The following is a 24,799-nucleotide window of genomic DNA, read 5'->3' as shown; positions in this document are numbered from 1 at the left end:
GACCCCATGCTCCCGGCAGAACGTCGCGAGTTCGGCATGGCCGTCCGGGGTGTTGGCGACCTGTCGCCACGGACCGTGGCGGCCAATGCGGGCATCCAGCGTGGCGGCGCCGACATCCACTCCACAGATGATGTCTGTCACGGTAACCTGCCTTGTCCATGCGACGGGCTGTCGAGCGACTGTCCGGTCGTGCGTGACGAGGCGGCCTCCGGTCCCAAAGCTCTCCCACGGTTGTGGCCTGAGGGGGGACGGGCGTCAGAGACCGCGCGCGAGGGTCGGCGGCCACCGACCCTCGCGCAGCCCTCATCTCACCATCCCAAAGGGCCGACCGCCAGATACAAGGGGCAGCGCGACGCAGCAGGATTTCACCTCCGTGGCGCCCTCTCCGGATACGGCGCTCCCCTCTCCCGACCCGCTTCGCGGGCCACCCTCCCCCGCAGAGGGGGGAGGGAAGGGACGCGTGAACCGCGAACCGGACGCCCCGCCAAGCCATAAGAAATCCGGCCCGCGGCGTGTGAATCGCGTGGGTGTCGGGGAGGGCGGGGGATCGCTGCATGGCCGGCCTCCAGCTTGCCGTCGCCGGGCCGGCCCGACTCGGCCGAGTCCGGCGGCGAAACCGGGTCTGCCCGAAGATTGTGCGTCGCATCCGCCATCGTCAAGCCGCGCCCGGACCGACACGATTCGGAAGTCGCGGGGTTCGCATTAACGGGCCTGTAACTGCACCCGCCTAATTCTCAAACGATGCAGCGGGGCCACGCAGCCAGCGTCGGCCAGCACCAGAGATACGACCGGCCAGAGCCGGTCTCGCGAGGCAATCAGGCGTGATGCGTAGCGTTGTAGGCCGCTCCCGGACGATCCCCGCGCTGCCGGCCGCCCTGGCGGCCGCCGCGGTCCTGACCGCCCTGGCCGCCCCGGCCGAGGCCCGGCGCGGGCGGCATCACCATCACCACGCGGCCAGCGGCGGCTACAACCCGCCCTACGCCGCCATGGTGGTGGACGTGAAGAGCGGGAAGACGCTGCACGCGGTCAACGAGGACGCACTGCGCCACCCGGCCTCGATCACCAAGGTCATGACGCTCTACATGCTGTTCGAGCAGATGGAGCGCGGCAAGTTCGCCCTGGATTCCGACCTGACCATCTCGGCCCACGCCGCCGCCCAGGCGCCCTCGAAGCTCGGCCTGCGCCCCGGCCAGACCATCACGGTCGAGGACGCGATCAAGGCGATCGTCACCAAGTCGGCCAACGACGTGGCCTGCGCGATCGGCGAGAACATCGCGGGCTCCGAGGAGCGCTTCGCCCAGATGATGACCGCCAAGGCGCATGCGCTCGGCATGAGCCGGACGCGCTACGCCAACGCGTCGGGCCTGCCGGATCCCGACCAGCTCACCACCGCCCGGGACCTGACCGTCCTGGCCCGGGCGATCCAGGACCGGTTCCCGCACTATTACCGCTACTTCCAGACCCGCTCCTTCGCGTTCCGCGGCCGGGTGATCGGCAACCACAACCACCTGCTCGGCAACGTCCAGGGCGTGGACGGGATCAAGACCGGCTACACCCGCGATTCCGGCTTCAACCTGATGACGGCGGCCAAATCCGAGGGCCGCCAGATCGTGGCGATCGTGCTCGGCGGCAAGTCGGGCGCCAGCCGCGACCGGATCATGGCCGACCTCGTCCGCTCCAGCCTGCCGCGGGCCTTTGCCGGCGCCCGCCAGGCGCCGCCGGTCACCGAGGTCGCCGAGCGCGCCCGCCCCGCGGTCGTGGCGGACGCGGTCTCGCGCACCCGCACGCAGGTCGCCTCGGCCGACGACGACGACGTCGAGACCACCGGCACCACCGGCGAGCCCCTGGACATCACGCCCTCCCGGGCGACCACGACGCCGGGCGGCACCTGGAAGCCCGGCCCCCAGGCCCTGCCGAAGGCCGCTCAGGCCTATGCCGGCACCAGCAGCGCACAGGCGCCGTTCCCCGGCGCGTCGAAGACCGTGGCCCGGATGGCGTCCTCGGAGCGCGACGAGCCGCCGAAGGCGATCACCGGAACCCGCGTCGTCCCCACCGCCTGGGTGATCCAGCTCGGGGCCATGGACGAAGAGGCCAAGGCCCGCTCGATGCTCTCCGAGGCGCGCGCCAAGGCCGGGGGCAGCCTGTCCAAGGCGGCGCCCTACACGGTCAAGGTCGAGCATGGCGGGACCACGCTCTACCGCGCCCGCTTTTCCGGCTTCTCGGAGCAGGACGCCGCACAGGATGCCTGCACGGCCCTGAAGCGCAGCGGCTTCAGCTGCTTCGCAACCCGCAGCTGAACCACCTCAACAACCAGCGTCGCGCCCGACGGGTGCGCCGACACGGCGGAGTCGCGGCTGTGTTTGCCCGCGGCTGCGAATCAGTAAGTATCTGACAACGCGCGTGGAGTTCAGCGATGTCGGTTCAAAAGCCTGTCTCGGGCCGCGTTAACCCGCGCCGCCCTCTCGGCACTTCCGCCCTGGTCGGGGTGGGTGAGCTTCATCAGCGACCTGTGGGCCGTCCGGACCTGCTCAGCGGTCGCCCCGCGCTGAAGCCCCAGGATCTGGTACGCCTCCTCCTGCGTCATCGCCCCTGGATACGCCGGGCGTCCCGGCCGCGGGTCACGATCGCCCTCAGCGTCTACACGCCAGCCGGGCGCCCGGCGGTCGAGATACGGCTCTAGCAGGGCGGCGCCTTCGGGGTCGCTCTGGCGGCAGGTCGCGAGCAGCTCGATCACGACCGCCACCGCCAAGGCGTCGAGCCAGGCCCCGGCCCGGGGCCCGGCGATCACCCGGCCCTCGCTGAGGCTGCCGTCCGCCCGCACCCGGATGTCGATCAGCGCCGTCCGGTGCCGACGCCCCCGGTCGACGAAGGGCCTGAGCAGCGGGATCAGGCGCGCGTTCATCGCCGCCTGCCCCTCGATCATCCAGATGCCGCCGAGGCCGAGCAGGGCCGCGAGCACGAAGTTCCCGTGCAGCAGCAGGAACCCCGCCGCCGCGAGGGCGAGGACGCCGCCGACCTTCTGGGGCCGGACCGTACCGACGAGGGCACCGAGGCCCTTGCCGAAGGCGCGTCCGAGCCGGCGGCCGAGGCCGTCGTCGTTCTTCGAGAGCCACCAGAGCGTGAGGCCGGCCAGAAGGACCGCAAACAGGACCATCAATTATCGCCGCGCGCCGAACTCGGCGCCGACGCGGCCACCGATCTGAACCGTCGTGCCGCCGCCGAGGTCGTAGAAGCCGCGCCGGGCCGGGGGCGGCTTGGGCGCCGCCGCGTCGCATCCGGGCCGCGGCGGCAGGCGCACGCCCTCGGACAGGTCCTCCGGGCAGAGGCGCGAGCGCACCGGCTGCTCGGCGGCCGCGGCGCCCACGGCGATCAGCCCGGCGAGAGCGAGGAACGCGAGGCGTCTCACCGGCGGTTCTCCGCGACCTCGGCGGTGGTGATCCGGATCTCCCGGATCCGGCCGTCGCGCTCGACCTTGAGGGTCACGGGCGCGCCCAGCCCGGCCTCCGCGATCGCCGCCGTGAGGTCGGCGAGGCGATGGACCGGCCGGTCGTTGGCGCCGACGATCACGTCGCCGATGTCGCCGGTCTGCGGATCGACGCCGCGCAAGCCCGCCTGCGCGGCCGGGGAGCCGGGCAGGACCCGCAGCACGACCACGCCGTCGATCCCGAGGCGCGCTGAGGCCGCCTCCTGGGCGGCGATGATGCCGATGCCGGGATTTCGCACCCGGCCGACCCGGATCAGCTCCGGGACGACGCGGTTGACCACGTCGACGGGGATCGCGAACCCGATCCCGGCGCTGGCTCCCGAGGGCGAGACGATCGCGGTGTTGACGCCGATCAGCCGGCCGGCGGAATCGAGCAGCGGGCCGCCGGAATTGCCGGGGTTGATCGCCGCATCGGTCTGGATGACGCCGGACAATTCCCGCCCGGCGCTGGTCGGCATCCGCCGGCGCACGGCGCTGATCACGCCGGTGGTCAGCGTGTGGTCGAGGCCGAACGGGTTGCCGATCGCGAAGGTCGACTGGCCGACCTTGAGATCCTCCGACGACCCGATCGCCAACGGCGGCGGCATCTTGGTCACGCGCCCGAGCCGGAGGACCGCCAGGTCGTAGGACGGCGCCAGCCCGACCAGGGTCGCGGACACGACCTCGCCGTCGCTCATCCGCACGGAGACCGAGCCGCCCGAGCGCGCGGCGTTCTGCACGACATGGGTGTTGGTCACGACGTGGCCGGCGCCGTCCCAGACGAAGCCGGTCCCGGTCTGGGTGCCGCTCTGCTCGCCGCCCTCGTCGTCCGGGTCGAGCAGGTCGCGGCCGGTGGCGGCGCTCTGCGCGAAGACGTGGACCACGGACGGGCTCGCCCGCTCGAACAGCGCCACGGTGGTCTGCTCGGACTGTGCCAGATCGCCCCGGGCCGCGATCACCCGCGGCGCATCGGCCGAATAGAGCAGCGGCTGCAGGTAGGGCTGCGCGACGTAGAGGGCCAGAAGGACCAGAACCGCGGCGGCCAGGATGCGCACGGTACGGTCCGGCAAGGGCGAGTCTCCAGTCAGGGCCCCGGGGCGGGCGCGGGTCTTAAGTGCGCGTTCAGGATCAGGGCGTCAACACGGATAGAGGGCGGTCGCCGCGGTGCTCCGGACGTGTCCTGGCGCACCTCGGATACCGCCACGCATTGGCTAACGGAATGGTCATCTATCGATGGCCACAATTCTCGCAAGTTCACGGCGGATCAGACACGACCGGTTTGGACATGGAACACGGTACCGCACCTTTTCCTGCGCGTTAGGACTAGATGCTGATGCCTTAAATGCCCAAATTGATCGCAAAGCTGCCGCAGAGATGCTTGCATTGACTCTCAGCCTTTCAGCCCCCGCAGCAGGCCGGCTCGACCGGATGGTGGGGATCTGAACGGTCCCAAACGGTTCGGAAGGATAAGGACTCATGGAAACCGAAGCTCTCGAACGCCCGGCCGATCTCACGATCTGGCGCACGGCCCCGGCGAGCACCCCGCTGGCCCAGCCCGAGCGGTACGGCACCCTGCGCGAGGCGATCGCCGCCGCCGCCGGCGCCCTGACCGATCCGGCCAAGCAGCCCTGGATCATCACCGAGGAAGGCGAGATCCTCTCCCCGAACTGGATCCGCACCTACCTGAACTGAGCGATTTCTGCGGATCCGAAAGCGGCTTTGCGCGAAGAGGATCGACCCGCGGGGGTCCTCGCAGCGCAGAGCCCCGCAGATCGGCGGCGCCGTGACGAATTACCGAACGGTCGCGCCACACGCATCGCATGACGGCGATGCGGTCGACCGAGGTGCCCAGGCCACGTCGCCCGTGCCCCAAGGCCGCTCATAGGCTAGACGAACGGGGCCTGAAGCTGCACTTTGGGCAAGTCTCGTCTTGAGAGTGCGAGCCGCGTCCGTGACCGCCGTTGCCTTCGACACCCTGCGGTTCGTCCGCACGCTCCGCGACAAGGCCAAGATGTCCTCGGAACAGGCCGAGGGTCTGGCCGACGCCATCGCGGAGGCGATCCAGAACGATCTGGCGACCAAGACCGACATCGCCGGGGTCCGAACGGACATTGAGGCGCTGCGGCTCTCCACGAAATCGGACATCGAGACCTTGCGGCTGGCCACCAAGACCGACATTGCCGCGGTCAGGACGGATATCGAGGCGCTGCGGCTTGCCACGAAGTCCGACATCGAGACCTTGCGGCTGGCCACCAAGGCCGACCTCGCCGAGACGAAGGCTGAGATCATCAAGTGGATGATTAGCTCCATCGGGTTCCAAGCGCTCGTGATCGTCGGGGGCGTCGTGGCCCTGGCGCGGGGCTTTCACTGAGCGGAGAGGCGCGCGGCGCCCGAAACAGCGGGGATACCGGGGATCGCGGTCAGTGCCCCGCCGGTCACTCCGCCGCGTTCGAGCGGCGGAAGCCCTCGATCCCGACCTGCTCCGGATTGATCGCGTGCAGCGCCCGGCGCGCCGCCTCCAGCGGATGCTCGGCCTCGATCCGCACCGACGTCAGGTCCGGGCTCTTGTAGACGGTGACGATGGTGTCCATCACCTCGGTCAGCGTCGTGCGCTTGTCCTCGGGGGCGGCGATCAGCAGTTGCAGCCCCCAGGCGCGGTAGAGATCGACCAGGGCCTGGCTGTTGCGCACGTCGAGCTTCGAGAACGCCTCGTCGAGCAGGCAGAGCCCCAGCCCCGGATTCTCGTCGCCGGGCCGGTCGCCCGGGTAATAGGCGCTGGCGAGCGAGGCCGCGATCGCCACGTAGAACGGCGCCTGCGCCTCGCCCCCGGAACCGCGCAGGGCCCGCGCCGACATAGTGGTGCGGTTGCCGGCCGCGTCCTTCATGCCGATCTCGTAGACGAAGTAGTTGCGATAATCGGCGAGCCGGGCCGCATCCTCCTGGCCGGCGATCAGCGCGGTGATCTCTTCCAGAGCCGCAGCCATCGGACCCTCGGTCTCGCCCGCCAGCAGCGCCTGCGCGGCCTCCGGCGAGCGGGCGGTCTCGGTGGCCAGCGCGTGGACGGCGGCGTAGCGGCGGTCCACCGCCGCCTCGAACGCGTAGGTCTGGCCGGTGAAGCTGCGCGCCGAGAGCCGCTCGTTCAGGGCCGCGAGCCGGGCATGGACCCGCTCGAACCGGTCGGCCAGGCGGGTCAGCAGATCCTCGGTCATGAGCCGGCGCATCTCGACCTCGGCCCGCTCGGCCTGGGCGCGGTAGCGGCGCAGCTCGTGGCCTTCCACGGCCTCGTACTCCCGCCGGACCCAGGCGTAGCCGTCGATCGCCGGGGCGTCGCCGGCATTCAACGGATTCTCGACCCGCCAGGCCGAGCAGGCCTCGGTCAACTCGCGCTCGGCGATCCGACCGTGCGAGCGGGCCGCCTCGGCGGCCTCCCGGGCAAGGCCGCGCTCCGTCGCAGCCCGCGTGCCGGCGGCCTTGGCGTCGAGGCCCGCGAGGGCACCCCGCGCCTCCGCGATCACGCCGACGCTGAACGGCTCGGAGCGGGCGAGGCGCACCCGCGCCGCGTCGCCGCCCATGACCTGCCGCAGGGCCGAGCGCCGCGCCGCCAGGGCGGCCCGGGCCGCCTCGCGCACGGGCCCGAGGCGCGCCCGCAAGGCCGCCTCGTCGGCGAGCAGGCGGTCGAGCTTCGGCTCCAGCTCTTCGGACAATTCCCGGAGGTAGCCGACCCGCTCGGTGGTCAGCGCCGCGATCTCGGCGGTCAGGCCGGCATTGTCGCGCTTCTCGATGCCCTCGCGCTCGGTCTGGAGCGTGCGCCGCCGTCCCTCCAGCCCGTCGAGCTCGCCCCGCAGGGCGTCGATGTCGTCGAGGCCGCGGGCGATGCGCGCCCGTACCGCCGCAGCGGTACGGGCGGCCTCGCGCAGGACCGCGGCCTCCCCGCGCAGCCGCCGTGCCTCGGCGACCGCGGCCTCGTGCGCGCGGCGGCTGTCGACCGTGGGGCCGCGATGGCCGCGGGTCATCAGCAGGTCGACGTTGCGGGTGACCGAATAGGCCATGCCGGCGGTGGTCCGGCCGCTCGGCGCCACGGCGCGCGACAGCCGGGCCAGCTCGGCATCGTCCCGGGCGAGGTCGTAACCGCCGAGCCGCACCCCCAGGAACGCCTCCGCGTGCGGGTCGCTCGTCTCGATCACGGTGAGCGGCCCGTCATCGTAGCGGCGCGAGCGCTGCTTGGCGGTGTCGGTGGTCTTGACCAGGATGCAGCGGTGGAACCGGTCGCGGCCCGACTGGAGCACGCCCAGGGCCTCGCTCAGCCGATCCGGGGAGACCACCAGGGCCTCGCGAGCGCGGCCGAGCAGGCCTTCGAGCGCCGGCCCCCAGGTCGGATCGACGATCTCGGCCAGCTCGCAGATCGGCAGGGCCTCGATCCCGCGCCGCTCCAGCTCGCCGCGGAACGCAACCGTGTCGGAGGACAAGCGTGCGGCCGAGCCGCCCCCGGTGCGGGGCGCGGTGCGCTCGGCCTCGCTCTCCTGGGCGCGGGCCTTGAGCGCGGCATCCTCGGCCGCCCGCTCCAGGGCCTCGTCGAATTCGGGCAGGCGCGCCAGGCCGTCGATCAGCTCGGCCAGGGGCCCGTCCGGGCGCAGGATCTCCTCGGGCGACGATTCCCGGCGCAGGCCGGCGCGGGCGCAGGATTCCGCGAGCCGCGCCGCCGGCGGGCAGGCCTGGCGCAGGATCGGGGCGACCGGCTGGAGCTTGCCCATCTGGCCCACAAGGCCGACGAGGTCGGAAACCCGCGCGACCAGCTCCTTCCGGTCCCGCTCCAGCATCGACAGGCCGAGCGTCGAGGCGGCCAGCCGCCCCTCCGCGGCGCTGCCGGCGAGCAGGGCCTTCTTCTCGGCGATCTCGCCGTCGATCTCGCGCACGTGCCCGCGGCTCGCCGCGACGCGCTCCCGGGCGATCCGCAGCGTATCAGCGCCCTCGCGCAGGCGCAGCCGCACCGCGGTGAGGTCGAGGCTGCGGCGGCGCAGCTCGGCGCAGGCCGCCCGGAATTCATGGGCTGCGGCGGCCAGCACCGCCTCGCTCCAAGCATCGTAGCGGTCGCGCAGGCGGCGCAGCCGGGCGAGCCGGCTCTCCAGCTCGCCGATCGTCTCCAGCAGGCGGCGCCAATTGGCGATAGAGAGCCGCACCCGCTCGACATCCAGCGGTTCCGGGTCGAGCACGAAGGCGCGCACGAAGGCGCTGGTGTCGAAGATCGGCTTGAACGCCACCGCGTTGGCGAAGCTGCGCAGGAAGTGCCGGGGCTCGGGGGAGGGCGCACCCTCCCGCAGGGTCGCCAGGATGTCGGCGGTGAAGCGTTCGCCGGAGGTGCGGTATTCGGTGAAGCTCGCCGCCCGGGCGCGCAGGTCGGCGGCGATCTCGCTCCACGGCGCCGTGTAGCTGCCGCCCGGGGCGGTGCGGGCGTAATCGGCGATCTCGAACCGGTGGCCGACCGCGATGAACCGCGACAGCACGGTCTCGCGCGGCTCCACGGCCCGGGCGGCGAGCGCCAGCCCGACCGTGACGGTACGGCCCGAGGCCGGGTTCTCGAACACCAGGGCCAGCACGGTCTCGCAGGATTCCCGCGTCGGCCGGCCGCCCTCGGCCGGGTCGCTGATCCAGCCCAGGCAATAGTCGCGCACCGTGCGGGCGCTGCGCCCGGAGGCGGAGGCGTTGAGCGCCAGCCGGCTGGCATTGTTGCCGGCCAGCACCGTGCCGACCGCGTCGAAGATCGTGGACTTGCCGGCCCCGGTCGGCCCCACCAGGGCGGCGGCGCCCCGCAGGCGGATCTGCTCGCGGCGGATCAGGTACCAATTGGAGATGGCGATATCGGTGAGGACGTACACGATGTCGGGAGGCCGGGACGCTGCAGGAAGACGCGCGGCCCAGTTGGCCGGGTTCGGCCGCGCATGCAAGCTTCGGTGTTGCCGGCGCCCGCCTGTCACCGCCGACGCGATCGACCACTTGTCAGACAATTCGGCGCCGGTATCGTTCCCGTCCGGGGGGATCGATAAAAATCATGCGCGCCAGCCTGAAGCTCAAATTGAGCGGCCTCTTCGCTCTCCTCCTCCTGGCCGCCGCGCTTCAGGGGGGATTCGCGATCCATAAGATGGTCGCCCTGGACCGGCAGCTCGCTACGCTGCTCGACCACGCGGTTCTGTCGATGAACGAGGCGCAGGCGATCGAGGCCCTGGTGATCCGGACACGGCTCGCGCAGGTGCGCTTCGTCACCGCGGCGGCGGAGACCGAGCGGCAGCTCACCGTGAAGGAGGTCGACGCGCTCACCCGGGAGCGGAACGCCAAGGTCGAGGCCTACCGGGCGCTGATCGCCTCGCCCGAGGAGAAGGCCCTGTTCGACGACCTGCTCGCCAAGCTCAAGATCCAGCACTACGACTGGGAGCGCCTGCGCGGCTTCACCCTCGAGCAGCGCGAACCCGCGATGGCGTATTTCCGCGGCAGCATGAACGGCCATTACGTCGCCGCCGCGGGGGCCGCGCACGCGCTGGCCGAGATGAACATCAAGGCCGGCGACGAGGCCGGCCGGAACGCCCGCCGGAGCCAGGCGGAGGCCGTCCGCTCGACCGTGATCATGCTGGGCGTCACGCTGCTGATCGCCCTGGGGGCGACGCTCTACAGCTTCGTCGGCGTGTCGCGGCCGATCACCATCATGACCCGGGCGATGCGTCGCCTGGCCGACGGCGACACGCAGGCGGCGATCCCCTACGCGTCCCGGCGGGACGAGATCGGCGCCATGTCGGCCACCGTCGCGGTGTTCCGGCAGAACCTGCTGCACGCCCGCGCCCTCGAGGCCGAGGCGGCCCGGGCCCGCGTCGAGGCCGAGACCCAGCGCCGGGAGGCGACGCACATGCTGGCCGACCGGTTCGAGACCGCGATCGGCGGCATCGTCGGCTCGGTCGCGGCGGCGGCGACCCGGCTGCAGGCCACTGCCCAGGGGCTGAGCGCCACGGCGACCCAGACCGCCGGCCAGTCAACCAGCGCCGCCGCGGCGGCCGAGCAGGCCTCCACCAACGTCACCACCGTGGCGGTGGCGGCCGAGCAGCTCGGCTCCACGGTCGACGAGATCGGCCGCCAGGTCGGGTCCTCGGCGGATCTAGCCCAGACCGCCGTCCACGAGGCGGCCGCGACCGCGCAGCTGGTCCAGGCGCTGAGCGGCGGGGCGCACCGGGTCGGCGAGGTCGTGACCCTGATCTCCTCGATCGCCGACCAGACCAACCTGCTGGCGCTCAACGCGACGATCGAGGCGGCCCGGGCCGGCGCGGCGGGGCGCGGCTTCGCGGTGGTCGCCACCGAGGTGAAGGCGCTCGCCGCCCAGACCGCCCGCGCCACCGCCGAGATCGCGACCCAGATCGGCGCGATCCGGGGCTCGACCGACGAGGCGGTGCGCGCGATCGACGGCATCGCCGCCCGCATCCGCGAGATCAGCGGCATGGCGACCGCGATCGCGGCGGCGGTCGAGCAGCAGGGCGCGGCGACCCAGGAGATCGTCCGCAACGTCACGCAGGCAGCGTCCGGCACCGAGGCGGTGACCGCCAACGTCACCGGCGTGGCCGGCGCCGCCGAGGCGACCGGGAACGCCGCGGGCCAAGTGCTCGACTCGGCCTCCGAGATGGCCCGCCAGGCGTCGCAGCTCGGGGACGAGGTGGCGCGGTTTCTGGCGACGGTGCGGGCGGCCTGAAGGATCACGCCGTCATGGCGAGCGCAGCCGAGCAACCCAGAAACGTCACCTTCGGGGATCGCGCGCCGCCCGGGGTTGCTTCGCTGCGCGCGCCATGACGGGGAGGTCCGGTTTCAGAGCTCCCCGGCTTCCGACCACGCCCGCAGGCGCTCGAGCCAGGCGTCGGAGGCGAGCACCGCCAGACCCGGCAGCAGCGACAGCGGCGTCACCCGCTCGACCCGGTCGCGCTCGCCCATCCTGAGGCCGCCGCGGCGGGCATAGAGGCGGAGGATGTCGGCGAGCCGGCCCTCTTCCGGGGGCTCGTTGCGCGCCACCGCGCGGATCTTCTCCACGATCTCGTCGGTGGTGCACTCGACGATCCCGTCGGTGCCGACGCGGTTGTCGCGCAATCCCTCCTCGTAGAGCAGCCGGAGCGCCAGAAGCACCAGGGTCTCGTCCTTGCGCAGGCGCTCGGAGGCGATGTCGTGCCGGGGCGCGTCCGCAGCCGGGCTCAGCGAGACCATCTGGTCGCGGTGCGAGACCGTGAGCGCGTAGCCGAGGCAGGCGAAATAGTCGGTGAAGAACGGCGCGTAGTGCCGCGCGAGTTCGTAGGAGCGGCCGATGCCGGGCGTGTCGGCGTAGATCACCTGGCCCTTGAGCATCACCTGCAGGGCGCGGCACAGCTCCTCGGCATCGGGCGCCCGAGCCCCCGGCGGCGGCGGCTCGTCGCCGTCGATGATCGCGCGAAACCCCTCAAGCACCGACGCGACGCTCCAACACGAAATCCGGGCAATCCAGCCAGCCATTGGCCAGCCGCTCTGGCAGCCGGACCACGGCGTAGCGGTCGCGCAGCCGCGCATCGAACAGCACATCAATCTCGCGCAGGCGCTGGAACACCACGAAGTCGTCAACCCCCTCGATCGTGATCTGCGAGCCGCGCAGCGACACGGCCTTGCCGAGCCGCGCCTCGACGAAGGCGGTCATGCTCTCCGGCGTCACGGTGGTCCGGCGGCGGAACTCGGCCTTGGCGAGCGCGAAGGCGTCGACCGCGGGGTCGTAATCGACATCCGGCAGCGGCTCGACATCGATGGCGCTGCGGCGGGCGCGGGGCGTCTGCAGGTGGGCCTGGCCGATCGGCGGCCGCAGCAGCGACACCACCGGCGGCACGTCGGGCGCCACCTCGGCGGCGCCGACGGCGCGCAGCATCGCGGCGGTGCGCTCGATTCCCGTCGGGTCCGGCCGGTCCATGGCGTGGAGCGCGGCGCCGATCCGCCGCTCCAGGCGCGCCACCACGGCATCGACCGCGTCGAGATGGTTGTCGAGCCCCTCGAACACCGAGAGGATCTGGGCGAGATCCGCCCGGACCGCCCGCTGGGCGGTGTCGAGATCGGGGCTGCGGCCCTCGCGGATCAGGCCCTCGGCGAGCGCCCGGACCGTGAGGGCGTTACGCAGGGCCCGGCCGGCCTCGCGGACCACGCTGGCCCGGAACCGGAACGGGTTGAAGCGGGTGTGCAGCGTCCGGTAGTCGCTGATCAGGTGGCGCTCGACGAAATCCTCGAAGAACAGCCGGAAGGTCTTGGCCCGGTCGGGCTCGCGCAGGATCCGTTCCTCGACCTTGCGCATGCCGGCGGCGAGGCCACGGACATGGGCCAGGAAGGCGGCGGACGCCCGCGCGGCATTCGACAGCGCCTCGGATCGGTTGGCCGGATCGGAGACGGCGCTCTCGAGGCCGCCCAGCACTTCCAGCACCGCGCCACCATACGAGCGGGTCTCGCCGCGCTCCAGGCGCGACAGCTCCTCGAGCAGGAGGCGCGCCTCGGGGTCGAACTCGACCACCGGCACGTAGCGTTCGCGCCGCTCGATCAGCCAGCCGGTGTCGAGGAGACGGCGGTAGAGGGCGTTGCGCCGCTCGGCCGGGTCGGCGGAGATCGGCTCGTCGCCCAGGATCTCGGGGTCGCTCCAGCCGGCGGCGAAATCGCCGATCTCGGCCAGCAACTCGGCCTTGCGCACCGGCTCGGCCCCGAGGACGCGCCGGTGCAGGTGCAGCAGCAGGGCCGCGTTGAAGCCCCGGCTCGGGGAGGCCAGGGGCTTGAACAGCTCGTCGGGCAGCTGCGCGAACAGCATTCTTTCGGGACTCTCTCGCGCTCGCGCAGCGAAGACCTTACTTCGCGCCGAGCAGCTCGACGTCGAAGATCAGCGTGGCGTTCGGCGGGATCACGCCGCCGGCGCCGCGGGCGCCGTAGCCGAGCTCCGGCGGGATGATCAGGGTGCGCTTGCCCCCGGTCTTCATCGTGGCGACGCCGAGGTCCCAGCCCTTGATGACCTGGCCGGCGCCCAGCGGGAAGCTGAAGGGCTGGTTGCGGTCCCGAGAGGAATCGAACTTCTTGCCCTTCTTGCCGCCCTCGTCGAGCCAGCCCGTGTACTGCACGGTGACCTGCTGGCCGGCCTTCGGCTCGGGCCCGGTGCCCACGACCTCGTCCTGGTACTTCAGGCCCGAGGGCAGGGTGACGATCTCGGCATTCGCGGCTGCTGTCATGGCGATGAACGCGGCTCCGGCGATGAGGGACAGGCGAGGCATGGTTTCTCCCTGGAGCCGGCGCCGTGCGCGCCGGCCGTCGGGGGCCTTCTATCGACTCGGGCCGGTCCAGGCCAGGGAGGCGGGCGATCGGCGATCAGGCGGCCCGGACGGTGTCGAGGAAGCGGGCGACCTCGGCGGTGAGATGCTCGGATTGGCGCGACAGCTCGGTCGCCGCGCTCAACACCTGGCCCGCCGCCCGGCCGGTCTCGTCCGCGGCACCGGCGACGCCCGCGATGTTGCTCGTCACCTCGCCGGTGCCCGCCGCCGCCTGGCCGACATTGCGCACGATCTCCTGGGTCGCCGCGCCCTGCTCCTCCACCGCCGCCGCGATCGAGGTCGCCACGCCACTGATCTCCTGGATCCGCGCCGTGATCGCGCCGATCGCCGTCACGGCGCCGCCGGTGGAGGCCTGGATCCCGGCGATCTGGCCGGAAATCTCCTCGGTGGCCCTGGCTGTCTGCTCGGCCAGCGCCTTCACCTCGGAGGCTACGACGGCAAAGCCGCGGCCCGCATCCCCGGCCCGGGCCGCCTCGATGGTCGCGTTGAGCGCCAGCAGGTTGGTCTGCCCGGCGATGTTCGAGATCAGCCCGACCACGTCACCGATCCGGCCGACCGCCATGCTCAGCTCCTGCACCAGGGTTCCAGTCTGCCCGGCCTCGGCAGCGGCCCCCACAGCCAGCTTGGCGGACCCGTCGACCTGCCGCCCGATCTCCTGCACCGACACGCCCAGCTCCTCGGCGGCCGCCGCCACGGTGTTGACGTTGCTGGCCGCCTGCTCGGCCGCGGCCGCCACCGTGGTGGATTGGCTGGCAGTCTGCGAGGCAGTCGCGGTCATCGCCTGGGCGGTGACCTGCAGCTCGGTCGCCGAGGACGACACCTGACCGATGATGCCGCCGACCGCCTGCTCGAACGCCTCGGCCATCTGGCGCATGCCGGCCTTGCGCTGCTCCTCGGCGGCGCGCCGCGCCCGGGCGGTCTCGTCCTCGAGCGTCCGTGTGCGGATCAAATTGTCCTTGAACACCTGGACTGTCCGCGCCATCGCGCCGATCTCGTTGCCGCGGTCGCGGAAGGGCACTTCGACGGATGTATCGCCGTCAGCGAGCACCTGCATGGTCCCGGTCATGGTCCGGATCGGTTTCAGCACGAAACGGAACAAGGCGACTAGGCCGAGAGCGACGAGTAAAGCAGAGACCAACAAAGCCGCGACGTTGCGGATCAAGTCGCCGCGTGCCTCCTGAGCCAGAGTCTCGGCGCGCGCAATCATCTCATCGAGGCATGCGAAGGCGAGGTCCACCAAAGTGGCTTGGTCCGGTGTATCGAACTTCCGGACCTGTTGAACCGTGACTCCCGGCGGTTCGTGCTGAGCGAGTGCGGTTGAGACGGCGAGCCTGCGGGCAAGGGGCGCCCCCTCAAAGTTGCTTGCGCGGGCTTTCTCGAAGGCCGCTCGGACCCTGTCGGAGAGGTCGATTGCGGTTTCCGTCGCTATTTTCCATGTCGCGTCGAGGCGGCCGCGCTCCTCAGCGGCAGACACAGTCTCGGTCAGCGACCAAGGCGTACCGGCTGACAAGGAGGTCTGGATCCGCAAGGAAACGGCTCCGACGGCCATGCGGGTCGCCCAAGCCGCCCTTTTCAGGGCGAGGTCACGCGCAAGGAGCGTATCCGATCGCGGGACCGCGGTATCGACCGCGTCCATCGTCGCCGTCAGGGTGTCCAGCATGCCCAAAAAGGCCGTTTGCGCCTCCGGTACAATTGTGGTGTCGCGCTGGGCCTTCGATACCTTGAGGGCCGCGTCGACCCGGGGCCGAAGACGTTCGATGCGCTCGCGCGCCGCCTGAAGCGCGCCGAGTGTCGCCGCGACGGATGGGACGTCCAGGTCACCCACCAAGGCCGTCGACTCAGTCATGCCGGCGACAGAGCGCTGCCGTTCCGCGTGGAATGAGGACAATGATTCCGTATCGATGGGTTGGTCAGCGGCAAGGAACTGGAGGGTGGCACCTCGCTCCAGCCGCGTCGCGTAGAGGGTCTGGAGCAGAGCCCGGCTTGCCCGCACAAGCGAGATGCCGGCCTCGGATTGAACAGCCTGGCTCCGCGCCCCGAGAAGTGCGTTCGTCGCGTAGGTGAAGATGATCAAACCTAAGACGAAGAATACCACGCTCATTGTCGATCGGATTGAAATATTCTGCAAACGGATCATCGCACAACTCCAACAGCCCAATGGTGGTGCGGTGATGTCCTATACAACCGCATTTGTCGATCGCTCTTAAATTTAGCCTGCAGCAACCGCGCTCGGACGGCGCATCAGATTGGAAATTAATCCGGGAAAAAACAGGAAATTATCAGATCTAACTGGATGGTTTCGTCAAAATCGATCCGCACACAAGCATTTTAACACAGGCTTTACGATCGAAATCCAACTGGTCACTGGTCATTGCGCCGAAGGGGGGTCGGTCGATTCCGGCGGCCTCACGCGGTGAGACAGTCCCGCGACAGGCGAGACCGCCCCCGTTCCAAGGGGAAGCGCGACGCCCCGCCAACGACAACAGCGTCGCGGATGTCCGGTCCGCGACGATGCCTCGTGGGGTCGATCGCCCCGCGAGCCGGCGGGCGGCTTGCGGGGCGACGAGTCAGAAGGTGATGAGCGAGGTCAGGCCGAACACCACGACGTCGGGCTTGTGCTCCGGCGTCGCGCGCCGGGTGATGTACTGGATGTTGGGCCGCACGACGACGTTGTCGGTCACGGCGATGCTGTAGAAGGCCTCGACGAAGCGTTCCTGCGCCGGCATCCGGCGGTTGGTCCGGTTGATCAGGTTGCCCTGCTCGATGGCCTCGACCGCCCGGGGATTCGGGGTCGTCTGGCCGACGCCGAGCCCGATCCAGTCGTTCGGCCGCTCCGCGCACCAGCCCTTGTAGACGAGCCCGCTCGTCACCTGGGCGGAATACACCGACGTGTCCCGGTCGCTGGCGACGGCCCGGACGAAGGCCGAGACGTTGCGGACGGTGTTGGCGGGATCCGGGCGGTAGACCTCCTGGACGCCGACGAAATACAGGCCGTTGCGGCCGTCATGGTGCAGCGGCTGGCCGCGATACTGGGCGAAGGGCAAGCGCCGGTCGTTCAGGTAGACGTCGTTGCCGCCGCTGGTCTCGTACCAGCCGCCGACCTTGTAGCTGCCGGCGTAGCCCGAGCCCCCGAATTTCGGGAACCATCCGGCCTCGGACAGGATCAGCGCGCCGGTGCCCTTGCTAAAGTTGAAGCTGAAGCCGTCGACAAGGTTGTCCGGATTGACCTGGTAGGCGCCGACCTGGACGTAGGCGGTATCCGCCGTGCCGACGCGCAGGCGGGTCGCCCACTGGCTGACCGGGAAGTTGTAGATGTAGTTGCCGGCGATCTTGCCGGTCGGGGCGCCGCACAGGGCGTTGAGCTGGAACTCGCAGGCGAAGCCGGCGAAATCGTCGCCCGACGGCATCCGGCCGATCTTCAGGTCGACCCACGGGCCGAACTTCTGATCGTACCAGAACTGGCTCAGCCGCCAGATGCGGCTGCGGCCGTAGATCTCCTCGACGCTGGTCTGCGTACCGAGATGCGCGTCCAGGGTCAGGTCGCGGCCATGCCGCTGGCTCAGCGTGACCACACCCGAGCCGCCCTCCAGGCCGAACATCTTCTCGAAATCAAACAGGCCCTTGGCGGTGAACTGGGCGGCCCCGCGCGCCAGCGTGCGGGTCCCGCCGGCCGCGTTGGTGGCGCCCTCGTAGACGTAGCCGAGGTTAAGCAGGATCCCGTGCTCCCAGAGCGTGTCGCGGACGCCGCCGAGATTGCCGAGCAGGCCGAATTTCGGGCTCACGCTCCGCGGATCCGCTGACCCCACGGCGGGCTGCGTGGTCGGCGCGGGCGTCGACGGTCGATCGAGGGGCAGCCGCTGGGGTGCGTTCGGCTCCGGTATGATCGTTGATTCGTCCGCGTTTTGGGGTGCCGAAGGCTGTGCTTGAGCCAGTCCGATACACGGACTTGCACCGATGACCAGCAAAGCGGCTGCCCATCCCGAAAGAAGTCTACGGTTCATGATCCATAACGCCCCCGAGCCGACAGTTTTCTGTTCGGCGCCATGGGCTTACAGCCTCGTAAAACCGCAGATTTCAAGCCTTTACTGTCGACTTATCTTCAATCGACAAAGCATTGGAATTCGATGTCGTGCTCTTATTTGGGAAGACTGGCAGATTTTGCGCACAGACAAACGGGTTTCAATACGATTTCTTCCATCAATACGGAGCTCGCACGACCCGATAGAGATGCGAGACGATCATTCGCCCGCGACAATGCCGGCCGTGACCGCATTCGCATCGGACATCGCCCGCACCGCCCCGATCGGCAGCCGGCTTTACAAAGCCCGAAGAGCCTCGCAACAGGCGAGGATTCGCAGCAACACCGGCGGCGAAATCGACGGCGATCGGTGCGTCCGGCGGGTCCGATTCCGGCTCAGCGCGTCAGCATGCCGGCTAAATGCACGACGAGCCGGCGCGCGACCTCGTCCTTGCCGAGGCGCGGCCAGGTCTCCATCGCGCCGTCGCGATGGATCAGGTGGACCGTGTTGTCGGTCCCGCCCATGACGCCGCAAGCGGCGGACACGTCGTTGGCGACGATCAGGTCGCAGCCCTTGCGGGCGATCTTGGCCCGGGCATGGTCCAGCACCGTGTCGGTCTCGGCGGCGAAGCCGACCACCAGGGGCGGGCGCCCGGCCTCCAGATGCGACACGGTGGACAGGATGTCGGGATTCTCGACCAGCGGCAGCGGCGCCGGGCCGGTGCCGTCCTTCTTGATCTTCTTCGAGCCGGCCTCGACCTCCGGGCGCCAGTCGGCGACCGCGGCGGCGAAGACCGCGATGTCGACGGGCAGGGCCGCCTCGACGGCGACCAGCATCTCCCGGGCGGTCTCGACGCGGACGACGCGGACGCCAGCCGGATCCGGGATCGCGACCGGCCCGGAGACCAGTGTCACGGTCGCGCCGGCCTCGGCGGCGGCGGCCGCGATGGCGTGGCCCTGGCGGCCGGAGGAGCGGTTGGCGAGGTAGCGCACCGGGTCGATCGGCTCGTGGGTCGGCCCGGAGGTCACGAGCACGCGCCGGCCGGCGAGCGGGCGCGCCGCCGTACCCGGGCGGCCCGACAGGAAGCCGAGACCCGGCGCCTCGGCGCCGGCCTCCTCCAGCATCCGCTCGAGGGCGTCGGCGATCTCGTTGGGCTCGGCCATGCGGCCGGGACCGGTCTCCGCCTCGGCCATCTTGCCGGCATTGGGCCCGACGAGGCGCACGCCGTCGGCCTCCAGGGTGGCGCGGTTGCGGCGGGTCGCCGGATGCGCCCACATCTGCACGTTCATGGCCGGGGCGATCAGGATCGGCAGGGTGGTGGCCAGCAGGATCGTGGTGGCGAGGTCGGCGGCGTGGCCGCCGGCCATGCGGGCCATCAGGTTGGCGGTGGCCGGCGCCACCACGACGGCATCCGCCTGCCGGGCCAGCTTGATATGGCCGATATCGGCCTCCTCGGCCCGGTCAAACAGGTCGGTATGGGCCCGCTCACCGGCGAGCGCCGCGGCGGCCAGGGGCGTGACGAATTCCTGCGCGCCGGCGGTCAGCACCGGGCAGACGCTGGCGCCGCGCTCGCGCAGGCGCCGGATCAGGTCGAGGGCCTTGTAGGCCGCGATGCCGCCGCCGATGACGAGCAGGATGCGGCGGCGGGCGAGGGTCTCGGTCATGGCGGGAAGCCTCTGCCTGAGGCGGCGCGCCCGTCAAGCGGGCGCGGGGGATCAGGCCGCCGCCGGGACCGCCGCCGTCTTCAGGCCGCCGAAGCGCCGATCCCGGCGGGCGAAGTCGGCCACCGCGGCGGCGAGATCGTCCGGGCCGAAATCGGGCCACATCCGGTCGGTGAAGTGGAGCTCGGCATAGGCCGCCTCCCAGAGCAGGAAGTCCGAGAGCCGCTGCTCGCCGCCGGTGCGGATCACAAGATCGACGTCCACCGGCGAGCCGTGCATCTGTCCGGCGACCAGGGCGCCGAAGCTCTCGCGGGTGGCGTCGGCGCCCTGGAGAGCCTGCGCGGCCGCGATGATCGCGTCCCGGGCGGAATAGTCGACGCAGATCCGCAGGTGCAGGCGGGTGCCGGCCGCCGTGGCTTCCTCGGCGGCGGCGATCGCCTCCGGGATGCCCCGGGGCAGGCGGTCGCGCCGGCCGACGACGCTCAGCCGGGTGCCCGTGCGTGCGAGCCGCTGGGTCTCGTTGCGCAGGTAGGAGCGCAGCAGGCGCATCAGGCCGCCGACCTCGTCGTCCGGCCGCTGCCAGTTATCGGCCGAGAAGGCGTAGAGCGTGAGCGTGCCGATGCCGAGATCCGGGCAGGCCTCGGCGGTGCGCCGGATCGCCTCGACGCCGCGATGATGGCCGGCGAGCCGCGGCAGGCCGCGCTGCGTCGCCCAGCGCCCGTTGCCGTCCATGATGATCGCGGCGTGCAGCCCCCCCGGCCCCGCTTCGCTTTGCATCGTAAAGTCTCCCGGCATGGGCGTATCGCTGAGGTTTATTCGGTTTGCGTTGACAATCTCTGCGCGATCCGGCGGTCTCAGGCCGGTTTCGTGGCCGGATCGAGGCCGCGCACCCCGCCCTCGGGACTTCGCTCCGCCGCAGAGGCGGCGTCGCGAACGACCTGCTCGAGCACGCCGAGATAGCCAATGAAACGCCTGCGCCCGGTTGGCGTCATGCGGCAGATTGTCTGTGTGCGGTTGAGGGCGAAGCCCTTCTCCAGGCTCACCAGGTCGGCCTCGCTGAGCACCGCGAGGTGCCGGCTGAGATTGCCGTCGGTCAGCCCGCACAGGCGCTTGAGGTCGGGGAAGGGCAGGCCCTTGGGATGGGCCACCAGGGAGGTCAGCACGCTGAGCCGGGCCCGCTCGTGGATGATCCGGTCGAGCCCCTCGTAGGAGAAGCGGCCGTCGTCGCGGTCAGAGGTCATCATCGAAGGCCCGGGCGCCGCGATGGATGATGCCGGCCAGCCAGATCTGGCCGACCACGAAGGGAAGCCCCATGGCCCAGGGCGACAGGGCATGGCTCTCGGCCGAGACGGCGAGCACGGCCAGGCCGGTGAGCAGGTACCAGGCGCCCACCCCCTGGACCGCCCGGGGCAGGATCCGCGCCGAGGCGAACAGGCCGAGGCCGACCAGGACCTGCCAGAGGCCGGGCAGCATCCAGATCTCGGCCGGCGCGAAGCGGGCGATGACCAGGGCGAGGCAGGCCCCGGTGCCGGCGGCGGGCAGGAACACCTCGATGGCGTTCCACACCATCGCGTCGGCGAGGCCGGAATGCAGCCTGCGGCTGCGCCGGACAGCCTCGACCCCGATCAGCGCGAAGGCCACCAGGGCGGCGGCGATCCAGAGGCCGAAGAACAGGACCGGCCGCACGGAAGGGTCGCCGAGCCAGAGGGCCTGGCCGACCGCGCAGGCCAGCGCCAGGCCGCCCGTCCCGGCGACGGTGGCGGCCCCCAACCCGCGGAACGCCGTGTCGCGGGCGATCTGCGAGCGGATCGCCACGATGTCGGCCAACGCCTTGTCCAGGTCCTGCATGAGCTCCAGCCCCCGCGCTGCATCATGCTTTGCACTGCAAAGTACCGGTGGGCCCCGGCCACCGCAAGCCAATTCGCCGGGTGATGATACCGTTTTTTCTCAGCATCGGACCGCCTGGTCGAGGCCAATGCCGGGTGAATTCTACCTAAGAGTTGTAATCACCCGATTTCGCGGCGGAGAGCATCGAGATCGAGCCGCGCCGTGACCATCCGCAGGGCGCCGTCCGGATCCCGCGGCCAGTCCGCCTCCGGCCGGTCCCGGTACAGCTCGACGCCGTTGCCGTCGGGATCGCGCAGGTACAGGGCCTCGCTGACGCCGTGGTCGCTGGCGCCGTCGAGCGGGATGCCAGCCGCCTCGACCCGGCGGAGAGCATCCGCCAGGGCGGCCCGGGTCGGGTAGAGCAGGGCGAGATGGTACAGGCCGGTGGTGCCCGGCGCCGGCGGCGACCCGCCGAGGCTCTCCCAGGTGTTGAGCCCGATATGATGGTGGTAGCCCCCGGCCGCCACGAAGGCGGCGCGCTCGCCGTAGCGCTGGGTCAGGCCGAGGCCGAGCACGCCGCAATAGAAGCCCAGCGCCCGGTCGAGGTCGGCGACCTTGAGGTGGACATGCCCGATGCGGGTCTCCGGATGGATCGGTGCGGTCATCGGCGGTCCCGTCCGTGAAAGCGTGAAAACTCCGCGCCGCAGAGGGTTTCTCGCGGGACGTGCGGGGCCCATATTGATCCCATGCCCGCTCCGAAGAAACCGCGCGCCGCTTCCGTCTCGGCCTCCTCCGCCAAGGCGTCGAAGCCCGAGCTGAAGCCGCTCGATACCTATCTGGCTGCGTTGCTGAACCCGGCGCTGAACCGCAACCGGCCGCCGCCGATCGCGCCGGAGCCCGAGAAGCCGCGGCCGGGCAAGCCGAAAGGCCGGCCCGCCAAGGAGCCGATCAGCAAGGCCGCCACCCGCAAGGTCGAGATCGCCCGCGACGGCTTCGCCGAGGCGCCGCAGGCCGGCTACGCGCTCGGCGACGCGGCCGATGTCGATCCGCGCCTCGCCCAGGCCCTCGGGCTGACCCCGCCCGAGGACGGGCCCGTGCCCGAGGGCGCCGAGCTGCCGGATCCGGGCGGCGACGGCGGCGCCTCGGCGACCGTGACGGCCCTGGAGCGGCTGCTCACCGAGGGCAACCCGCTGTTCAAGGACGGGCAGACCTGGGTGCCGCACCGGCCGGACCGGCCGCAGAAATCCGAGGGCGGCCTCCGGTTCACCCTGAAATCCGAGTTCGAGCCGGCGGGCGACCAGCCCACCGCCATCGCCGAGCTGGTGAAGGGCGTGCAGGCCCACGAGCGCGACCAGGTGCTGCTCGGCGTCACCGGCTCGGGCAAGACCTTCACGATGGCCAAGATCATCGAGGAGACCCAGCGGCCGGCCCTGATCCTGGCGCCGAACAAGACGCTGGCCGCGCAGCTCTACGGGGAGTTCAAGGCGTTCTTCCCCGACAACGCCGTCGAGTATTTCGTCTCCTACTACGACTATTACCAGCCCGAGGCCTACGTCCCGCGCTCGGACACGTTCATCGAGAAGGAATCCTCGATCAACGAGCAGATCGACCGGATGCGCCACTCCGCCACCCGCGCCCTGCTGGAGCGGGACGACGTGATCATCGTGGCCTCGGTCTCGTGCATCTACGGTATCGGCTCGGTCGAGACCTACACGGCGATGTCGTTCACCGTGACGCTGGGCGAGAAGATCGAGCAGCGCCAGCTCGTGGCCGACCTCGTGGCCCTCCAGTACAAGCGGATCCAGGCGGATTTCGCCCGCGGCACCTTCCGGGTGCGCGGCGATTCGATCGAGCTCTGGCCGGCCCACCTGGAGGATCGCGGCTGGCGGATCGGGATGTTCGGCGACGAGATCGAGTCGATCGTCGAGTTCGACCCGCTCACCGGCAAGAAGATCGCCGAGCTGAAATTCGTGAAGGTCTACGCCAATTCCCACTACGTCACGCCGCGGCCGACGCTGCAGCAGGCGATCAAGGGGATCAAGAACGAGCTGAACGCCCGCATCGAGGAGCTGACCAAGATGGGCCGGCTGATCGAGGCCCAGCGCATCGACCAGCGCTGCACCTTCGATATCGAGATGATCGAGGCCACCGGCGCCTGCAACGGCATCGAGAACTATTCGCGCTACCTCACCGGCCGCCGGCCCGGCGAGCCGCCGCCGACCCTGTTCGAGTATCTGCCCGACAACGCCCTGGTCTTCACCGATGAGAGCCACGTCACCGTGCCCCAGATCGGCGGCATGTACCGAGGCGACTTCCGCCGGAAGGCGACGCTGGCCGAGTACGGCTTCCGCCTGCCGTCCTGCCTGGACAACCGGCCGCTGCGCTTCGAGGAATGGGACGCGATGCGGCCCCAGACGGTCCACGTCTCGGCCACGCCCGGCAAGTGGGAGATGGAGCGCACCGGCGGCGTCTTCGCCGAGCAGGTGATCCGCCCGACCGGCCTGGTCGACCCGGTGATCGAGGTCCGCCCGGCCCGTGCCCAGGTTGACGACCTGCTGGGCGAGGTCAAGGCGGTCTCCCAGGCCGGCTACCGGACGCTGGTCACCACGCTGACCAAGCGCATGGCCGAGGACCTCACCGAATACCTGCACGAGAACGGCGTGCGGGTGCGCTACATGCACTCCGACATCGACACGCTGGAGCGGATCGAGATCATCCGCGACCTGCGGCTCGGCGCTTTCGACGTGCTCATCGGCATCAACCTCCTCCGGGAAGGCCTCGACATTCCGGAATGCGCCCTGGTGGCGATCCTCGACGCCGACAAGGAGGGGTTCCTGCGCTCCGAGACCTCCCTGGTCCAGACCATCGGCCGGGCGGCCCGGAACGCCGACGCGCGCTGCATCCTGTACGCGGATTCCATCACCGGCTCGATGGAGCGGGCGATGGCCGAGACCGAGCGGCGGCGCACGAAGCAGCTCGCCTATAACGAGAAGCACGGCATCACGCCCCAGAGCGTGAAGCGCGGGATCAGCGACATCCTCAACAGCGTCTACGAGCGCGACCATGTCCAGGTCGATACCGGCCTGGCCAAGGACGCGATCACGGTGGGCCACAATCTCAAGGCGGTGCTGGCCGACCTGGAGAAGCGGATGCGCGCGGCCGCGGCCGACCTCGACTTCGAGGAGGCGGCGCGCCTGCGCGACGAGCTCAAGCGGCTCCAGGCCACGGAGTTGCTGGTCTCGGACGATCCCATGGCCCGGCAGGGCGATGTCGAGCGCGAGGCCGGCAAGTACGGCCGCAAGGCGCCCCGGGGCGGCGGCCCCACCCGGATCTCGAAGCCCGACCTCGACAATATGGGCCCGGGCACCGACCGCGAGATGCCGGCCGGTGCCGTACCGTGGCAGGAGCGGCCCAAGCCCCGCTCGACCCAGGGCCTCGGCGGCCAGAAGCCGAAATACAAGGGCGGGGGCGGCCGCAAGCGCGGCTGAGCGC

19 protein-coding genes are annotated in these 24,799 nt (G+C 70.8%); 5 read left to right on the top strand and 14 right to left on the bottom strand.

Features of this window, described 5'->3' with window-relative positions; translation table 11 throughout:
• Positions 1–824 precede the first annotated feature (824 nt).
• Entirely contained in the window at positions 825–2,297 is a 1,473-nt protein-coding gene (locus tag BMZ47_RS24955) for an SPOR domain-containing protein (protein WP_091864773.1), read from the top strand.
• 110 nt (positions 2,298–2,407) lie between these two features.
• On the opposite strand, the gene BMZ47_RS24950 is transcribed toward BMZ47_RS24955, so the two are convergent.
• From BMZ47_RS24950 to BMZ47_RS24940, 3 genes are read right to left on the bottom strand one after another with little or no spacing between them, the layout of a single operon-like run.
• A complete protein-coding gene (locus BMZ47_RS24950) occupies positions 2,408–3,154 on the bottom strand; it encodes a J domain-containing protein (RefSeq protein ID WP_007569309.1) in 747 nt (248 codons plus the stop codon).
• 3 nt (positions 3,155–3,157) lie between these two features.
• Positions 3,158–3,406: a hypothetical protein gene (locus BMZ47_RS24945; protein WP_091864771.1), complete on the bottom strand. Its 249-nt coding sequence runs from the start codon at positions 3,404–3,406 to the stop codon at positions 3,158–3,160.
• The gene (locus tag BMZ47_RS24940; protein WP_007569313.1) at positions 3,403–4,533 is read right to left on the bottom strand and encodes a S1C family serine protease; all 1,131 of its coding nucleotides are present in this window, start codon (positions 4,531–4,533) and stop codon (positions 3,403–3,405) included. Before BMZ47_RS24940 ends, BMZ47_RS24945 begins: the two co-directional genes overlap by 4 nt.
• 406 nt (positions 4,534–4,939) lie before the next feature.
• Here BMZ47_RS24940 and BMZ47_RS24935 point away from each other — a divergent pair, with 406 nt between their 5' ends.
• On the top strand, positions 4,940–5,155 hold the full coding sequence (locus BMZ47_RS24935; protein WP_007569315.1) for a hypothetical protein: 216 nt from the start codon (positions 4,940–4,942) through the stop codon (positions 5,153–5,155).
• A gap of 259 nt (positions 5,156–5,414) precedes the next feature.
• Positions 5,415–5,834 carry a CCDC90 family protein gene (locus BMZ47_RS24930; protein WP_091864769.1) on the top strand — a complete coding sequence of 140 codons (420 nt, stop codon included), beginning with the start codon at positions 5,415–5,417 and terminating at the stop codon, positions 5,832–5,834.
• A 64-nt stretch (positions 5,835–5,898) separates the two neighbouring features.
• Here BMZ47_RS24930 and BMZ47_RS24925 read toward each other — a convergent pair whose 3' ends face one another.
• Positions 5,899–9,336 (bottom strand): SbcC/MukB-like Walker B domain-containing protein, encoded by a 3,438-nt coding sequence (locus BMZ47_RS24925; protein ID WP_091864767.1) that lies wholly within the window; start codon positions 9,334–9,336, stop codon positions 5,899–5,901.
• Between the two features lie 173 nt (positions 9,337–9,509).
• On the opposite strand from BMZ47_RS24925, the gene BMZ47_RS24920 reads away from it, so the two are divergent.
• Entirely contained in the window at positions 9,510–11,186 is a 1,677-nt protein-coding gene (locus BMZ47_RS24920; RefSeq protein ID WP_091864765.1) for a methyl-accepting chemotaxis protein, read from the top strand.
• Positions 11,187–11,299: 113 nt separating this feature from the next.
• Here the strand turns inward: BMZ47_RS24920 and BMZ47_RS24915 are convergent, their stop codons facing one another.
• The 10 genes from BMZ47_RS24915 to BMZ47_RS24870 form a co-directional block, all read right to left on the bottom strand.
• Entirely contained in the window at positions 11,300–11,926 is a 627-nt protein-coding gene (locus BMZ47_RS24915; RefSeq protein WP_091864763.1) for a DUF4194 domain-containing protein, read from the bottom strand.
• Complete coding sequence (locus BMZ47_RS24910) at positions 11,919–13,289, bottom strand: Wadjet anti-phage system protein JetA family protein (RefSeq protein WP_091864761.1); 1,371 nt, start codon at positions 13,287–13,289, stop codon at positions 11,919–11,921. The genes BMZ47_RS24915 and BMZ47_RS24910 overlap by 8 nt, the downstream gene beginning before the upstream one ends.
• 37 nt (positions 13,290–13,326) lie before the next feature.
• Entirely contained in the window at positions 13,327–13,743 is a 417-nt protein-coding gene (locus tag BMZ47_RS24905) for an FKBP-type peptidyl-prolyl cis-trans isomerase (RefSeq protein WP_007569323.1), read from the bottom strand.
• A 94-nt stretch (positions 13,744–13,837) separates the two neighbouring features.
• On the bottom strand, positions 13,838–15,937 hold the full coding sequence (locus tag BMZ47_RS24900) for a methyl-accepting chemotaxis protein (protein ID WP_208601110.1): 2,100 nt from the start codon (positions 15,935–15,937) through the stop codon (positions 13,838–13,840).
• Between the two features lie 430 nt (positions 15,938–16,367).
• Positions 16,368–17,582, bottom strand: coding sequence for a carbohydrate porin (locus BMZ47_RS24895; RefSeq protein WP_167369098.1), 1,215 nt, complete (start codon positions 17,580–17,582; stop codon positions 16,368–16,370).
• A 632-nt stretch (positions 17,583–18,214) separates the two neighbouring features.
• On the bottom strand, positions 18,215–19,483 hold the full coding sequence (gene coaBC, locus BMZ47_RS24890; protein WP_091864757.1) for a bifunctional phosphopantothenoylcysteine decarboxylase/phosphopantothenate--cysteine ligase CoaBC: 1,269 nt from the start codon (positions 19,481–19,483) through the stop codon (positions 18,215–18,217).
• 51 nt (positions 19,484–19,534) lie between these two features.
• Entirely contained in the window at positions 19,535–20,257 is a 723-nt protein-coding gene (locus BMZ47_RS24885; protein ID WP_007564642.1) for a di-trans,poly-cis-decaprenylcistransferase, read from the bottom strand.
• Between the two features lie 77 nt (positions 20,258–20,334).
• Positions 20,335–20,724 carry a transcriptional regulator gene (locus BMZ47_RS24880; protein ID WP_007564651.1) on the bottom strand — a complete coding sequence of 130 codons (390 nt, stop codon included), beginning with the start codon at positions 20,722–20,724 and terminating at the stop codon, positions 20,335–20,337.
• Positions 20,711–21,328 (bottom strand): hypothetical protein, encoded by a 618-nt coding sequence (locus BMZ47_RS24875; protein ID WP_091864755.1) that lies wholly within the window; start codon positions 21,326–21,328, stop codon positions 20,711–20,713. Before BMZ47_RS24875 ends, BMZ47_RS24880 begins: the two co-directional genes overlap by 14 nt.
• Positions 21,329–21,486: 158 nt before the next feature.
• Positions 21,487–21,972, bottom strand: coding sequence for a VOC family protein (locus BMZ47_RS24870; RefSeq protein WP_091864753.1), 486 nt, complete (start codon positions 21,970–21,972; stop codon positions 21,487–21,489).
• Between the two features lie 81 nt (positions 21,973–22,053).
• Here BMZ47_RS24870 and uvrB point away from each other — a divergent pair, with 81 nt between their 5' ends.
• Positions 22,054–24,795: an excinuclease ABC subunit UvrB gene (gene uvrB, locus BMZ47_RS24865; protein ID WP_091864751.1), complete on the top strand. Its 2,742-nt coding sequence runs from the start codon at positions 22,054–22,056 to the stop codon at positions 24,793–24,795.
• The last annotated feature ends 4 nt before the right edge of the window (positions 24,796–24,799 follow it).

The sequence above is a fragment of the Methylobacterium brachiatum genome, assembly GCF_900113845.1.
GTDB classification, from domain to species: Bacteria; Pseudomonadota; Alphaproteobacteria; order Rhizobiales; family Beijerinckiaceae; genus Methylobacterium; species Methylobacterium brachiatum.
This window is presented reverse-complemented; position numbering and strand designations above follow the sequence as displayed.